The sequence below is a fragment of the Phocaeicola vulgatus ATCC 8482 genome (assembly GCF_000012825.1).
In the GTDB taxonomy this organism is placed as follows: domain Bacteria; phylum Bacteroidota; class Bacteroidia; order Bacteroidales; family Bacteroidaceae; genus Phocaeicola; species Phocaeicola vulgatus.
The window spans coordinates 2,613,044-2,630,161 of the sequence record NC_009614.1; the positions used below are offsets into that span (position 1 = coordinate 2,613,044).

8 protein-coding genes and 1 pseudogene are annotated in these 17,118 nt (G+C 37.0%); all 9 read left to right on the top strand.

Annotated features, from left to right (window positions below):
- Positions 1-78: 78 nt before the first annotated feature.
- Positions 79-3,300 carry a SusC/RagA family TonB-linked outer membrane protein gene (locus BVU_RS10240; protein ID WP_011965410.1) on the top strand — a complete coding sequence of 1,074 codons (3,222 nt, stop codon included), beginning with the start codon at positions 79-81 and terminating at the stop codon, positions 3,298-3,300.
- A 21-nt stretch (positions 3,301-3,321) separates the two neighbouring features.
- The gene (locus BVU_RS10245; protein ID WP_005848889.1) at positions 3,322-4,830 is read left to right on the top strand and encodes a SusD/RagB family nutrient-binding outer membrane lipoprotein; all 1,509 of its coding nucleotides are present in this window, start codon (positions 3,322-3,324) and stop codon (positions 4,828-4,830) included.
- Positions 4,831-5,430: 600 nt separating this feature from the next.
- Entirely contained in the window at positions 5,431-6,282 is an 852-nt protein-coding gene (locus tag BVU_RS10250) for an SGNH/GDSL hydrolase family protein (RefSeq protein WP_005848887.1), read from the top strand.
- Between the two features lie 269 nt (positions 6,283-6,551).
- Positions 6,552-8,101 (top strand): annotated as a pseudogene (locus tag BVU_RS23025) (pectinesterase family protein).
- Between the two features lie 175 nt (positions 8,102-8,276).
- Complete coding sequence (locus BVU_RS10265) at positions 8,277-8,867, top strand: RNA polymerase sigma-70 factor (RefSeq protein ID WP_005842622.1); 591 nt, start codon at positions 8,277-8,279, stop codon at positions 8,865-8,867.
- A 70-nt stretch (positions 8,868-8,937) separates the two neighbouring features.
- Positions 8,938-9,951 (top strand): FecR family protein, encoded by a 1,014-nt coding sequence (locus BVU_RS10270; RefSeq protein ID WP_005842620.1) that lies wholly within the window; start codon positions 8,938-8,940, stop codon positions 9,949-9,951.
- Between the two features lie 249 nt (positions 9,952-10,200).
- Entirely contained in the window at positions 10,201-13,521 is a 3,321-nt protein-coding gene (locus BVU_RS10275) for a TonB-dependent receptor (RefSeq protein WP_011965413.1), read from the top strand.
- 13 nt (positions 13,522-13,534) lie between these two features.
- Entirely contained in the window at positions 13,535-15,223 is a 1,689-nt protein-coding gene (locus BVU_RS10280) for a RagB/SusD family nutrient uptake outer membrane protein (protein ID WP_011965414.1), read from the top strand.
- Positions 15,224-15,240: 17 nt separating this feature from the next.
- Entirely contained in the window at positions 15,241-16,917 is a 1,677-nt protein-coding gene (locus BVU_RS10285) for a hypothetical protein (RefSeq protein ID WP_005842613.1), read from the top strand.
- Positions 16,918-17,118 lie beyond the last annotated feature (201 nt).

The window sequence follows — 17,118 nt, forward strand, 5'->3', positions numbered from 1 at the left end:
TGAATTCTTGTACTTTCTTCTTTTATAGAACTAAGTTCCAAAAGAACTTGGATAATGTTTAATTAAAAGAGAGTGAGTATGAAAGAAAAAGTGTTAATGTTACTAGCTTGTCTGTGGTTGGGTATCGGCTTCTCTATGGCTCAAGCGCCTAAAACAGTTGCAGGAGTTGTAACTTCTGCGGATGATGGTGAGCCGATAATAGGTGCGTCTGTTTTAGTGGAAGGGACTACTATAGGAGCAATTACGGATGTGGATGGCAAGTTTGCTATCAATAATGTTCCTACAGATGCCAAAGCGCTGATTGTTTCTTATCTGGGTATGATTACTCAGCGAGTTGGAATTCAGCGTGGTACTATTACTGTAACAATGAAGTCGGACACAAAAGTGTTGGATGAAGTGGTTGTAACTGCTCAAGGATTGAACCGTAAACAAAAAGCGTTGGGTTATTCTACACAAAAGGTGGCAGGTGAGGATCTAACTATTTCACGACAGACTGATTTGGGTAATGCTATGGCCGGTAAAGTGTCGGGAGCACGTTTTATAGGTGGTGCCAGTTCTGGTTTTGATGCAGGTACTATTATTTTGCGTGGTGCAGGTTCCATTCCTTCTTCGTCCCAGTCAGATAATCCAGCCAATGAACCTATTTATGTGGTAGATGGTGCTATCACTAACAAAAACTCTATCAATATGGATGATGTGGAAAGCATAAACGTATTGAAAGGTCCCGCGGCTACTGCCCTTTATGGTTCGCGTGGTGGTGCAGGTGCTATCATCATAACTACTAAGGCGGGACAAAGTGAGAAAGGGTTGCTTGAAGTAAGTCATACATTGCAGGCCGAAACTTACTATAATCATTTCAATATGCAGAAGCTGTATGGTGGTGGAGGATATGGAGGTACGGAAAAAGGTAACAGGGCTCAGGATATTTATGATTTGTATAGTGGTGATATTCCCGGTTTGCAAGGTGCTTATGTGTACGATTATAATGAGGACACTTCTTGGGGAGCTGCATACGATCCGGCTGTGAAATATGTCACTCCGTTGTCATTAGACGAAACCAGTGGTCATTATGGAAAACCAGCCACTTGGCAACATGGATTGGATTTGAGAGATCTTTATCGGACTGGTGTAACCAATACAACCAACGTTTCGTTTTCAAAGAGTGTGAAAGATTTTAATACCCGTGTTTCTTTCACCAATAGCTATCGTACTGGTGTGCAGCCCAATTCGGATGCTATTCGCCGTTTCTTAGGGTTCAAGACAAATTTCAAACCCACACCGTGGATGAATGTGTCATTGGATTATAAATATACTTATCGTCAGGATCATAATGCTGCCGAAAGTGGATATAACGGTTCACGTACCGTTTTGCAGGAATATACCCAATGGGGACAGACCAATGTCAATTTAAAAGATTATAAGGACTATAAACGTCCGGACGGATCATGGAGGACGTGGAATATCAACAGTGTGAATAATCAAAGTGCTGCATTCCATGATAATCCGTATGCTTTATTTCATGAATATAATCATCGCACCATTTATCAATGGAATGTATTCAGTGGTGATGTGTCTGTGGACCTTCCTTATAACTTGAAGGCAGGGGTACGCGTAAATGGTAACATACGTGGTTACAAATTGGAACGAGAACGCCCTTCAGGATCTATTAATTTCCGGTCAAATTATCGTCAGGATCAAAGCTGTTTGATTGATTTGACTGTACAAGGACGTTTAACTTGGGGACAATCATTTTTTAAAGATAAACTAACGGTAGACGCAGCTCTTTTTGCAGAAGCACGTGACTATACGTACGATAATTTATATGCATACACCAATACGAATTATGATTTGTCTTTGGACGATTACTATAATTTGGCTGCTTCATCGGGTACTATTGCTTTAGCCTATAATGAGAAAACACATTACAAAGAACGTAGTGTTTATGCCACAGCTACCATGGGCTGGGATGATACTTATTTTCTTGACGCTTCTGTTCGTAACGATATGTCTTCCACATTGAGTCCTAATCATAACAGCTATTGGTATGGTGGCCTTTCCGCTTCTGTCCTTGCTCACAAATGGGTGAATGCAGAATGGCTGAACTTTTGGAAACTGCGTGCTAGTGCGGCTCAAGTAGGTACTACGCTCAATGCTTACAATATTTATCCTACTTATTCGCTGGATACCAGTTATGGTTCACATGTTACAATGTATGAACCTTCTTCTCAGAAAAATTATAATATCGAGCCGTCTATTTCCACTTCGTATGAAATAGGTACGGAATTCCGTTTGTTCAATAATCGTTTATGGGGTGATTTCAACTATTATACCCGGGATGACAAAGATCAGATAATCTCCGTAACCTCTGCTCCGCAATCGGGGTATTCCACTCGTAAGATGAATGCTGGTTTAATTCGTAATCGGGGTGTTGAATTGAGTTTGGGCGGGATGCCTGTTTCCACTAAGAACTGGAAATGGGAAATGAATTTCAATATAGCGAAGAATAGTAATAAACTGGTGGAACTAGCTGATGGAGTGGATTCTTATTCTATTTATTGGACTTCATTCACAACTCGTTTGTATAATTATGCTATGGTTGGTAAATCACTTGGTGTGATAACCGGTAATACATGGGAACGTGATGACAATGGCAATATAATCTTCCATGAATTGAGTGCTTCGCAGAAGGCGTTGTATGGTGGTGAATATGTACCTACTTACAATCAGAATACACTAGATGAACTGGGTAACTTCCATCCGGATTTCACTGGTGGTTTTAATACTAGTATCAGTTTTAAGAATTTCCGTCTGTCGGCTAATATTGATTTCTCTGTAGGCGGACAGATTGTATCCTATACTAATATGTGGGGTAGCAGTAGCGGTATTCTTGATAAAACAGCTGAACTTAATGACCGTGGCGTCAATGTTCGTGAACCGGTAAGCAAAGGTGGTGGTATCCACATGACTGGTGTGGATCAGAATGGCAATAAGGTAGATACCTATGTCAATGCTAAACTATATTATACCACAGCTTCCCGTGTATGGGAAGAATGGGTGTATGACCGTACTTACGTGAAACTTCGTGAAGTGTCATTGTCGTATGTTTTCCCGTCACAAACTTTGAAGAAACTAAATATCGGTCTGAGTCGTGCCAGTGTGGCAATTAATGCTTCCAATCCATGGTTGATCTACTCAGCTTGTCCTAATGTGGATGTGTCTGAAATTGGTATGGGATATTTTGAAGGTGGTAATGCCGCTGCAACCCGTTCGATAGGTTTTACCGTTAATCTTGCTTTTTAAACCATAAAACGAAGAATCATTATGAAATATATTAAATTATTACTTTTATCTCTGAGTTTTGCAGCAACATTCACAGCGTGTGATATGACTGACTTTGGCGATATTAACAAAGATCCCAATGAACCGTCGGAGGCTAATACTGGTATGTTGTTTACATACGCTTGTACTTATGTGAAATACTTCTCTATGAACTCAAATTATTATTACCCGTGGACGCAAATGTATCCGGGGTATATGTCCGAGAAAAATAATAATCAGTATGGTGCGTTTGGCGGACCTACTATGAGTACAAGTTCTTATTATCTTTATCCGTTGAAGAACTGCCAGAAGATTATTGACTTTAATAGTGATGAGGCTGAAAAAGGTAAACCTGCCATTGTACAGTTTGGTGATAATGCTAATCAGATTGCGGTTGCACGTACATTGATGGGATTCATCTATATGCACCTTACAGATGCTCTAGGGCCACTTCCTTACACAGAAGCATTTCAGGCAGGTGAGGAAAATTTTACTCCGGTATTTGATTCACAGGAAACGATTTATGCTAAGTTAGATGCCGATTTGAGGGAAGCGTATAATCAGTTTAATGAAAGTGGCTCGTTGAGCACAGCCGACATCCTGTTCGATGGTGACATTCGTGCATGGAAGAAACTGAATGCTTCTACCCGTATGATGCTTGCTATAAAACTGGCAGATGTGGATCCTGCCGAAGGACGCTCGCGTTTTGCTCAAGCTTACGCTGATGGCGGTATTGAAGAAAATGCCTATAATTTGAATTATACTTTTGAGGCCAATACTGTGGGATATTTATATTATAATGGCGTAAACCATAATTATAATTTTGTTCCTAATAAGTATTATGTAGATCAGTTGAAGGAATTGAAGGACAACCGTTTGTTCTCTACTTGTTCGCTGATTCCTTTTGGCAAGACACAGGCAGAGGCGGGCGTGACGGATGAAGACCTGAAGAATTTTGATAAATACCAAGGTATGCCTTTGGGTATTGAGTCTGCAGATGTGAACACGTGGAATAAAGTCTGCTGTTTTTATAATCCTTCGCTTACACAGGTAACCTCTACTTTCCCTATTATTACTGCTTCTCGTATGCTACTTATCGAGGCTGAAGCTGCTCAACGTGGCTGGATTCAGGCTGATCCTGCCCAACTTTATGCAGCCGGTGTGAAGGCATCATTTGAACAATGGGGAGCCGAAGGTGTTGATGAATATTTGGCACAGGAAGCAGTTGCTTATACGGGTACTGATGCTGATAAAATTAATAAAATTGCTCTTCAGCGCTGGATTAGTGGCTTCATGGCTGATGGTTTTGAGGCATGGTCTGACTGGCGTCGTTTTGATATTCCGAAACTAGAAGTCGGTCCGGTTTGTACAACGATTGATCACATCCCTTATCGCCATCAATTTGATAGCGAAATTTATCAAGGTAATCTTGAAAATTATGAAGCTGCCGTGAAAGCAGATTTGAATGGTGATGATAGCCGTGAGCAACGAGTATGGTGGAATAGAAGATAAGATTTGAAGTATATAATTCTCTTTAAAGTTTCGTTTAAATATAGGGGACATTCTCAGTGATGAGAGTGTCTTCTTTTATTGAAATAAATCAAAAAATATATAGGATAAACGTTAGTTAAGACTAGGTAATTCATAAATTGCCTCGATGGATAGATATACGTATTGCTTTTTCTTATTGACTTTTGTTGTGTTCGGTTGGGTGGCATTTGAAGAATGCTATTGTTGGGATATTGAATTTTTATGAAGAAATTCTCCTGTTTTAAAGCATAAAAAAAGGCTATCTATCCCAGACAGCCAATCTTTTGTTAACCTTAAATCTAATACTATGAAAAACACACTACAAAGATACGGACTTTGTTTATAATAGCAAGTTTTTAGTCTGTATTTCACCGTTTTATAACATGCTTTATAAATATATCGCACCTTGTTAACAAATTAATTTAAAAATGTAAAGTTTTGTTTATTATGACCTTTCGGACTTTTTGTCTTATGAATGATAGAAGAGGGCAAATGAAAATAAAAGTATGTGATAGCTGTTTTTCTATTTCTTATTTTATATCTTTGATGTCACTTTACTGATTGAAAAAATAACAGTTACTTATGAAAAACAGACAGTTTATTGTATTTGCTCTTTTATTAGCATGTCCGTTGCTGTTACACGGACAGGAAACGTTTCTTTGTGGAAAAGAATCATGTAATAAAGGTTATATCCGGCATCCATGGTATGGAAAAAAGGTTGGTTATATAGGAGACTCGATAACTGATCCCAATTGTTATGGAGATAACATAAAAAAGTATTGGGATTTTTTGAAAGAATGGTTGGATATCACTCCTTATGTGTATGGAGTGAGTGGACGTCAATGGAATGATGTACCCCGTCAGGCAGAACAATTGAAAAAGGAGCATGGAGAAGAGGTTGATGCCATTGTGGTTTTGATGGGGACAAATGATTTTAATAGCAGTGTACCTGTCGGGACTTGGTTTGCAGAGAAAGAAGAGCAGGTGATGGCTGCCCGTGGTGAAACTAAAAAACTGGAAACGCGTAAAAGGCGTGTTCCTATAATGACGAATGATACGTATAAAGGCCGTATTAATATTGGTTTGAGTCATTTGAAAAAATTGTTTCCCGATAAACAAATTGTTTTGTTGACCCCATTGCATCGTTCTTTAGCGGAATTCGGCGAAAAGAACGTACAACCGGATGAAAGCTATCAGAATAAATGCGGAGAATATGTGGACGCTTATGTACAGGCCATTAAGGAAGCAGGTAATTTGTGGGGAGTTCCTGTAATAGATTTTAATTCGGTTACAGGTATGAATCCGATGATTGAAGAACAACTTATTTATTTCTATGATTCGGGGTATGATCGTTTGCATCCTAATACCAATGGTCAAGAACGTATGGCACATACATTGATGTATCAATTACTTTCTTTGCCTGCATCATTCTGACAGTTGGACATTCATATTTTGCCTTTTTGGAAGAGTTTGTCTATTGGGGAGAACCTTCGATGTTTCGATATGAATTTGAAGAATTGAAAAAATGTTCAAGTGGCAAATTGATGTTGTTTGAACATCTTTTTATTAGTTCTTATTTACTGAAAGAGTAATTGAACTATTGATTTTGAGCAAATTTCTATATTCTTGTATCATTTTTTATGGTTTCTTTTCTTGTTTACTTTTGCCTAAATCTTTTAACTTATAAAATGTATATGAAAAACATGAAATTAAAAGTATTACTTGTTTTATGTGCTTTACTCCTGTTATCGGCTTTTATTGCTGAGAGAAAAGCCCCCATTACTATTTTTATGATTGGTGATTCTACCATGGCGAATAAAAGTCTGAAGAATGGTAATATAGAGCGTGGTTGGGGACAAATGCTTCCCGGATATTTTACGGAAGAGGTTGTGGTGGATAATCACGCTATGAATGGATGAAGTTCACTCAGTTTTATCAATGGAGGACGTTGGGATGTAGTGCTTTCTAAAATTCATAAAGGTGATTATGTATTTATTCAATTCGGGCATAATGATGAGAAATCTAGAGTCACATTACATACAGAATCCGGAAGTACCTTTGATGATAATTTAAGACGTTTTGTGAATGGAACATGTGCTAAGGGAGGAAATCCTGTACTGTTCAATTCTATAGTTCGTCGTAATTTCCCCCCCCCCCCCTAAAGGTGTGACGGAGATAAAGGGTAGTTATGAAAAAGAAGGTCCGGTATTGGTTGATACCCATGGGAAATATCTGGAATCTCCCCGTCGGGTAGCCGGAGAAATGAATGTATCTTTTATTGATTTGAATAAATTGATCCATGACTTGGTTACCGGTATGGGAGTCGAGAATTCAAGAAAATTGTTTATGTGGATTCCAGCAGGACAATATGAATTTTGTCCGGAAGGGAAAATTGACAATACTCACTTGAATATATATGGTGGACGTATAGTTGCCGGGTTGGTTGTGGACGCTTTGATGGAAGAAGTGCCGGCTTTGGCAAAATATGTGCGACGTTATGATTATGTGGTGGCGAAAGATGGGAGTGGAGATTTCTTTACAGTTCAGGAAGCAGTGAATGCGGCAGTTGGTGGGAGCAAGAAAACAATATCTATACTTGTCCGTCCGGGAGTATATGAAGAGCATGTTTCTATGCCGGAATCATCGCCTCGAATAGAATTGGTGAAACAGACAGGGGCTGATATCAGGGATAACGGGTTCACACAAGATGTTTATGTGGCACCTTATAAGGGTGACAGAGTGTGTGCTATTAGTTATACATTTGATAAGAACAGGGGTAGGTACATGTACTGAACAATATCACATCGGGGGAGATAAGTCGAAATCGACTCCTGCGTCTTTAGATAAATGGGTGGAAAGCTTGGTAAACTCCGGTAGATAGGGAGTTGGCAATGATACATGGAATATCGCAGGGATATGATGCTTTTCAAAATCCTGAAATATTGTGGGAATAAGGTAAAGGCTATGGAAAATGAAATATGGGTGGGTACATTTAGAGAGGTAGTTGCTTATAACAAAAGAACGAGAAAAAAATCGCTTGAATGTGCTAGAAAACGGCTATAACATAACTCCTCATTTGGATATGAATGCACAATTATTTACAGAACCACTGACTATGGTATTGAAATCTGTGGGAAACAGAGTTTCGGAGATTAGGCAAGATGGGAAAAAGCGTTTTCTAAAGAAGGATACTGATAAGGTTCTTTTCGATTTTAATCTTTATGGAGTGATGATTCAGATTCGTTTTATCTGAGGTGTTGGATATAGTTTTAAAACTAGAATAGGGAAATCCGTTAGTCTTTATTGTGACCATTTAAGGTGTGATAATAAGATTAACGGATTTGTTTTTTTGCTCTTTTATAAAGTTACTCAGAATTAATTTTTAAATTTGTTCCCGTTAACTTTATTCCTTTTTCAAAAGAAATAAAATGGAAAACACAGAGAAACTGATTGTAGAACAACTGAAAAATGGCAACGAAGATGCTTATAAATACATCTATGATTATCATTATGTTCTTTTATGTCATGTAGCAAATCAATATTTGAACGATAATTTTTTATCGGAAACTATAGTTGGAGATGTAATATTTCACCTTTGGGAAATCAGAGAAACTTTAAACATTACTATTTCTATTAGAAGTTATCTGATAAAGGCTGTTCGTAATCGTTGTATAGACTATCTGAAATCTAGATCTGAAAAAAAGGAAATTTCATTTTCAGTTTTAGTACCGGAAGAGATGTCTGAAGAAAAGTATTTGCAGTCGGATAATTATCCTTTGGGAATATTATTAGAACGTGAATTGGAGCATGAAATCCGTATGGCAATAGATAAACTACCGGTTGAATGTAGATGTGTTTTTGAAAAAAGTAGATTTGAGGAGAAAAAATATGAAGAAATTTCTCAGGAATTAGGTATTTCTATAAATACGGTTAAGTATCATATAAAGAATGCATTATCTTTCCTTCAGACTGAATTGAGCAAATATTTAATTGCTTTGATTTTATTTTTTTCGTGTTAAAACAGAAAAAAGTTCTTTTAGGACTACCCTGTATTTAAAATAAATCGTCTTCACTTTAGAAACAACAAAGATGAAAGCAGAAAAAGAACATATTGATGAATTAATAGTATCCTATTTAAGTAATGAGTTGGATGGAAATGCTGTGCATGAACTGAAGGAGTGGATAGCTGCGTCTGTGGAAAATGAAAAGTATTTTATGCAGCGGCAAGAAATTTGGTTTTCTGCCATAAGTGTGAAAGAGGATGTTAAATATGATAAGAGCAAAGCATTTGAACAATTTAAAAATAGAATTGCTAATCAGAGGTTGAATGATAAAAGAGAACGTGAAAATTTCTGTTTGTCTAAATTTTGGCGTTATGCAGCTGTTATTGTTGTATTGTTCTCAGTTTCTTATTTTTCTTATTGGAGGGGTGGAATAAGTATAAAAGAGGTATTTTCGGATATCATTGTGGAGGCTCCTCTTGGTTCCAGAACAAAATTGACCTTGCCGGATGGGACATTAGTGTGGTTGAATGCCGGATCGCGTATAACATATTCACAAGGATTCGGAGTAGGGAATAGAAAAATAGAATTGATAGGAGAAGGGTATTTTGAAGTTAAACGAAATGAAGAAGTTCCATTTCTTGTGAAAACGAATAGTTTGCTGGTAAAGGTATTGGGGACGAAATTTAATTTTCGGGATTATCCGGATGATGCAGAAGCCATTGTTTCTTTGTCCGAAGGAAAAGTGGCATTGAATAATTTATTGAAAAAAGAAAAAGAAGCTTTTTTGTTACCCAATGAAAGGGTGGTCTTGAATAAAAAGAATGGCAGAATGCATGTGGAGTATTCTACTGTTTCCAATGCATTACAATGGACTAATGGATATTTATTTTTTGATGAGGAATTGTTGCCAGATGTTGTGAAGGAGTTAGAACGTAGTTATAATGTGAAAATACAAATAGCTAGTGATACTTTGAATACTTTCAGGTTCTATGGAAATTTCGTTCATCGTGAGCAAAATATTCAGGAAGTTTTGGAAGCATTATCTGCGACCCGTAAGATTCATTATATTATTGAAGGACACAATATAACTTTATATTAAGTAGGGAGTGGATTAAAATTGTTTAACCTTAAAATTAAAAGTATGAATAGAATTAGAGCTGTAATACTGTAATAGGGGTACGAAAGGGATGAAAAAGAAAAGGTGGGAAGATATAGGGATTTTCCCACCTTGATGAAATCTCTTTTTCGACTTACGATTGTGAGTGCGCTTTTAGAGAATGCAAAGTTAATGATTTTTCTCTTTAAAAGCTAAGTTCATTTAATTTTTTAATTAATAAATTACTAATTTATGAAAAACAAGAGAAAGGCCATATTATTGGTCGGGGCTTTGCTTTGCCTTAATTTGAATATCTTCTCACAGAATATACCATTGAAAATGAATAAAGTATCGGTGAAAAAAGCTATGACTGAGCTAAAAGAAAAAAGTGGATATTCATTTGTGTATATAGCTGGGGATTTAGATACGAAAAAGATTGTTGATATAGACGCTGAGCAACTGCAAGAAGTTATTGAGCAAATCTTGGAAGGACAAAATGTTTCTTATGAGATAAAAGATAAAAATATCATTATTCGGAAGAAGGAAGTAGAACAGTCCATGTTGAACGAGAAAAAATTACAAGATATTTCAGGGCTTGTGATGGATGTTATGGGAGAACCTATCGTAGGAGTTAATGTGATGGAAAAGGGGACTACTAATGGTACTATTACTGATATGGATGGTAAGTTTTTACTTAAAGCTCCTGCGAATGCAACTCTTATTATTAGTTTTATCGGTTATAAGACTCTTGCTGTTAATTTGGAAGGGGAAAAGAATGTGAATATAACTCTGAAAGAGGATTTGGAACAATTAGATGAAGTGGTGGTGGTTGGTTATGGAACTCAAAAAAAATCTAGTTTGACAGCATCCGTGGCGACAGTGCCTGCAAAAGAACTGAGTAAACAGATGGGGCATTCTGTTGCAGCTGCTTTGCAGGGGAGGGCTCCAGGAGTAGAAATATTGCAAAAGGGGGGAGAAGCTGGGGCAGATATCAAGATACTTGTTCGGGGAGCAGGTACATTTGGTGCTACTGAACCTTTATATGTTATTGATGGTGCATTTTCTAATAATGGGCTAAATTCGTTGAATCCTTCAGATATTGAATCAATAGAAATCCTGAAGGATGGTTCGGCGGCTGCCATTTATGGCTCTCGCGCTGCAAATGGGGTTGTGCTGATAACTACCAAGCATGGTCAAAAAGGTAAAGCAAAAGTTGAAATTTCTGCAAACTATTCTTTGCAGACTCCTTCTAAATATCTTGATTTTCTAGATGCAAATGAGCATCGCGAATATACTAAGCAAATTGTTGCAAATTCAACAAACCAGACTCAAGCTCCAGAAAATATTCATCCTACTAATCCTGATATTAATACTGACTGGCAAGATGCATATCTAAGAAATGCTCCTATGTATAATTTGAATGCTTCAATTTCTGGTGGTGGTGAATATTCAACTTTTAATACAAGTTTGGGGTATTTTGATCAGCAAGGTATTATGGAATTTTCTGGTTTTAAGAAATATAATGCACGTGTCAATGGAACGTTTAAGAAAGGACGTTTGACTGTTAGTGAAACTCTTTCTGCTGCTTTTACAAATAAGGAGCCTCAAGTAAGGATGGTGATGGGGATTCCTACTGTTCCAATGACTGATGTAGAGGGAAGGTATGTATCTGCAGGTAAAGATTATTATGTAAATGAAGGAAAAGTTACTAATCCGTTTGCATCTTATTCCAATACTGTTCGAAGAAATAAAACAGTTAATGTTACTGGTAGTTTGAATATAGGACTGAATTTATATAAAGGATTGGATTATAAGCTACTACTTGGAGGTGACTATATATCAACAAATAATATATCTCGGTCCATTGCTTTTGACTCCAATTGGGATGAGAATGGTAATGCAGATCCTGATTATAGCAGAACGATTAATTCACTATCTGAAAGTCGTGGACAGCGATTTAGTTATACAATTGATAACATTTTGACTTATAAGAATATGTTTGCTGGTCATACTATTGACGCAATGGTAGGTACAAGTTGGATGAGAGAATACTATAGAACTATGGGGATTGGTTCTGGTTCTACAGATTTGGGTGGTCCTAATATTACTATTTTTAATGGGAAAGGAGATATAACAAGTGAAGAATACAATTCAGCTTTACTCTCCTTTTTTGCTCGCTTGAACTATGACTATAAGGAGCGTTATCTTGTTTCTGCAAGTATTCGTAGTGATAAATCTTCCAAATTTGCTAAAGGAAATAGGGTCGGTTACTTTCCTTCGGTTTCAGTGGGTTGGAATATACATGAAGAGAATTTTTTTAATATAGAATGGATAAGTAAAATGAAGATTAGAGCTAGTTATGGTGAATTAGGAGCTAATTTTATAGATTCATATTCTTTCCTTTCTACGGCTTATGGTCCAATACCTTCTGTATTCGGTGAAAATCAGATTGGTCAAAGTAGTGTGATGAATGGTTATGTAACCAAATTTGCTCAGGAAAATTTGACTTGGGAAAAATCAATATCTAAAAACGTAGCATTGGAAATGGCTTTTCTGAATAATAAAATTTCTTTTACAGCTGAATATTTTTGGAAAGATAATAATGACTTACTTGCTCCATTACTTCCATTAGCATCGTCAGGGCAAACCATTATGACTAATGGGGGGGATTTGCCAGTCTTTAATTCTGCATCTGTTGAAAATAAAGGTTTTGAATTTACGGTAGGTTATCGTAATAATTGGAAGGATTGGAGTTTGGATGTTACTGCCAATATTTCGGCATTAAGAAATAAAGTAAAGAGTTTGGGTGAGGGAGTACAACCCATTAAGGCAGAGGTGATGATGAGTGGTTCTTTTAATGACCGTCCTACTATTACTAAACCGGGCTTGCCTATTGGTACCTTTTGGGGATATGTGGTGGAAGGTTTTGATAATGATGGTAATTTTATTTTTCAGGATAATAATGGTAGTGTGAATGGTGTATTGACAGGAAAACCGGATGGGAAGATTGATGAGAATGATAAAACGGATATTGGTAATCCTCATCCGGATTTTACTTATGGTTTAAATATAAATGTAGGTTATAAGAATTGGGATTTGACTGCTTTTTTCCAAGGAACGCAAGGTAACGATATTTTTGCTTTAATGAAATATGATTGGTATTTTGGAGGAGCTAATAGTGCTACCCTAAAGGATGCTTTCTATAATTCATGGACTCCGCAAAATCCTAATGCAGAAGCTCCTAAACTGAATAGTAAAAACAGTTCTGGCATAAACTCGCTTCCAAGTACATTCTATGTGGAGGATGGTTCTTATTTCAGATGCAAGAATCTACAAATCGGTTATTCCTTTAATAAGAAATTATTGCAAAAATTCCATATAGAATCATTTAGAATATATGCGGGGGTACAAAATTTATTCACTATCACAAAATATCCCTTGTATGATCCCGAAGTTAGTTCAAACGTGTTGTTTGACAGAGGTGTGGATGGTTTCTGGCAAGCACAGGAAAGTCCTCATGAAGCAACAATGAATTCTAGAGTATATAATCTTGGTGTCAATTTAACTTTCTAAAAACAGAATAAGTATGAAAATAATGTTGCGTAAAATTATAGTTATCATTATCAGTTTTGTAACTATTGGAATGATGGGCTCATGTGAAGATATTTTTAATGATTTGGCGGTGAATCCTAATCAATCAGACGTTAATTCATTTTATACTACACTAGAAAATTGTAATAAGGGAATTCTTGGTATCTATGGGTATATTTCGACTCCTCGTAATTTGGGAGCTTGTGGATTTGGTTTGATGTTGACTCGTAGTGATGAGGGGTGTTCGGTAGCTGATTATGGAGTACCAGGTGCTTATAATGAAGAGTTTACCCCTTCTTATTATTCATTGGTTCAACCTTTTCAGTTAATGTATACAGCTGCTTCCCAAGCTAACCAAATGATTGAAAGTCTTACTGAAATAGAATTCAGCAATAAAGAATTACAGGATGCATATTTGGGGGAGGCTTATTTTCTTCGTGCATTTACACATTTCTTTTTATTCATCAATTATAGGAATATTCCTTTGATTAAAGAATTGCCTAAGGCTCCTAATGAATATAAGCCTCAGGCAACACCTGAAGAGGCTTGGGATTTTATTATAGATGATCTGATCAAAGCTAAAGATTTACTTCCTGACAAGAATTTTTGGGATGCTAAAAATAAAGGACGTGTGACGAAAGCTTCTGCTTATGCACTTTTGGGTAAGTCATATCTTTATAGATCCGGTATTGAACCCAAATATGGAACTTCACAAACAACTTATTATAATGAGGCTGCTGCGGCTTTTGCAGAAATCATTAATGGTAATTGTGGAAACTACAGATTGGTAGATGACTATTCATGGAACTTTGATGTGGCACATGAAAATAATGATGAATCTATTTTTGAAGTACAATTTGTCGGAGTGTTGAATACAGGATTTAACCCAGGATTTGTGGACAGTGGGTTGTTCAATGATGTCCGGTGTAAAATGTGTATAATGAATAGAAGTAGAAATTCGAATAGTTCTGCACAGGTTATGCACAATTGGTTATATGATAAATTTGTAGCGTCAAAAACAGTGACAGGAGAAACTGATCCACGTATGTTTGGTTCGTTTGTTTTTAATGATAATGTATCGGAGATTATACGTCCGAAAGGTATGAAGGTTACTTTTCTTGAAGGGAAGGATTGGGAAGCAGAAATGGGTTCAAAGGAAGGAACATTTGGTGAACAATATGAGTTGGCAATGGGATATAAAATGTGTAGTAGGAAATGGTTGGATTGGACCTTACCTCCGACAGATGATGCTGGTGGGCATTTTTTTAATGGACGTGCACAAGGAGTAAACTGGAGAATGATTCGTTATTCGGATGTTTTGCTGATGTATGCTGAAGCTGTAGTAATGGGAGGGAAAGCCACTGCAAACATAACCCCGTTAGAAGCAATAAACAAAGTACGCGATAGGGTAGGAGTACCTCATGTAACAGAAGCTAATATGAGAACTATTGAAGATGAACGTATTCTAGAACTTACCTATGAAGGCTTCCGATTCTTTGACTTGCTTCGTTGGGGTAAAGTAGTAGAGCGTTTTCGCGAATTGGAAAATACTGATCCTTTGTTTAAAAGGTTTAGCAGGGCTCAATATATGGGGTTTAAGGAAAATAAGAATGAATGGGTTCCATTGCCAATTGATGAAGTAGAGGGTAATCCATATATCACTAAAAATAATCCAGGATGGTAATTAAAAATAGAATAATTATGAAAGTATTTTATTATATTATATGTGCAGCTTGCTTTGCCGGCTGTGTGTCATCTTCCAATGATAAAACGGTGAAAGAGAATGGTAGAACATTGCATAATGGCATTGTGCTGCCCGAGCAATGGCCTCCTAGTATGATTGATGATGGAGTACGTCGCGAAATGTCTTTACCTTATATTTCAAACAAACCGACTGTTATTTCTGTAAATCTAGGACGCCAATTATTCGTTGATGATTTTTTAATTGCAGAAACAGATATGGAGCGTGTTTCCCATAAGGCTATGTTCTATGAGAATAATCCGGTACTTGCTCCGGATAAGGAGTGGGAATACACTTTTGAACGTGCTCCTTATGCTGCTCCTTTCAGTGATGGAATATGGTATGATGAAAGCGAACAAAAATTTAAAATGTGGTATTTGGCTGGTGCCGGATCTATGCACAAACATCGTCAAAGCTTTTATACTTGTTATGCGGAGTCAAAAGATGGGAAGCATTGGGAAAAAGTGAATATGGATATAGTGCCGGGTACGAATATTGTAGATACTTGTGATCGGGATGCGGCTACAGTTTGGCTCGATAAAATGTGTCCAGAACCAGAAAAACGTTTCAAACTCTTCAATGTGGAAAAACATAGTGGAGGATGGAAAATAATTTTAAAATATTCAAAAGATGGTATTCATTGGTCGGAAGGAGTTGCGCAATCAGGACCGGTGGGGGATCGTACCACTGCTTTCTATAATCCGTTTACTCAAAAATGGGCTATTAGTCTACGGCAGGGGAGTAAAGCAGACGGACGCTCTAGAGGCTATTTGGAAAATGAAGATCCAGAGATGGCAGTTAGCGTGGCGCATTCATTGGCTAAAGGAATAAAGGATAAAAATATAGTTTTGTGGTTTACTCCTTCCGATAAGGAACTGCCACATCCTGAATTTCCTGATGTGCGTCCAGCCATTTATAATTTTGATGCTATGCCTTATGAAAGTGTTATGCTAGGGTTCTATGCTATGTGGAAAGGACCAGAGAATGATCTCTGTGGTAAGTTAGGTATTCAGAAAAGAAATGAAATAGGGATGGGATATAGTCGGGATGGTTTTCATTTTTATCGTCCCAGTTATGAACCTGTTATGGGAGTAAATGAAACGGAAGGGGCATGGAATTGGGGAAATATGCAGTCTGTTATTGGCGTACCTCTCATTGTTGGTGATTCTTTGTATTTGTATTCTAGTGGAAGAATGAAGAATAAAGTGATGTGGGATGGATTTACTTCTACTGGGTTGGCAACTTTACGTCGTGATGGGTTCGTTTCCATGCATACAGACACAGAAGGGGTACTTGTTACCGAGAAAATAAAGTTTGATGGTAATCATTTTTTTGTGAATGCACAAGCAAAGGATTTGCAGGTGGAGATAATGGATGAAAATGGTAATGTGATTACGGGATTTTCCAGAGAGGATTGTAAGGAAATGAATGATTTGAACAGTACTAAACAATTGGTAACTTGGAAATCAGGTAAAAAACTTGCTGCTCTTTCAGGCAAGATAGTTAAAGTGAAGTTTTATGTTACTTGTGGCGATTTATATGCTTTTTGGATTTCTCCATGGGACACAGGAGAAAGTAGGGGATATACAGGTGGTGGTGGTCCGGGACTCAATCCTTGTGGAATCGATATTAAATAACTGATATGTGTAAAACATAGTTGTGTTACGTCGTGTATTTTGTTGGTGGCTGCTTCATGAGAATGAAGCAGTCATTTTTTGTATTACAGATAAATTTTGCTTGGTTGAGCTAAGTCAATATTTAAGTATGAGGAAAATGTAGACATAAAAAAAGGAGCAACGCCTTGCTCCAACCTTTGTTAACCTTAAATCTAATACTAT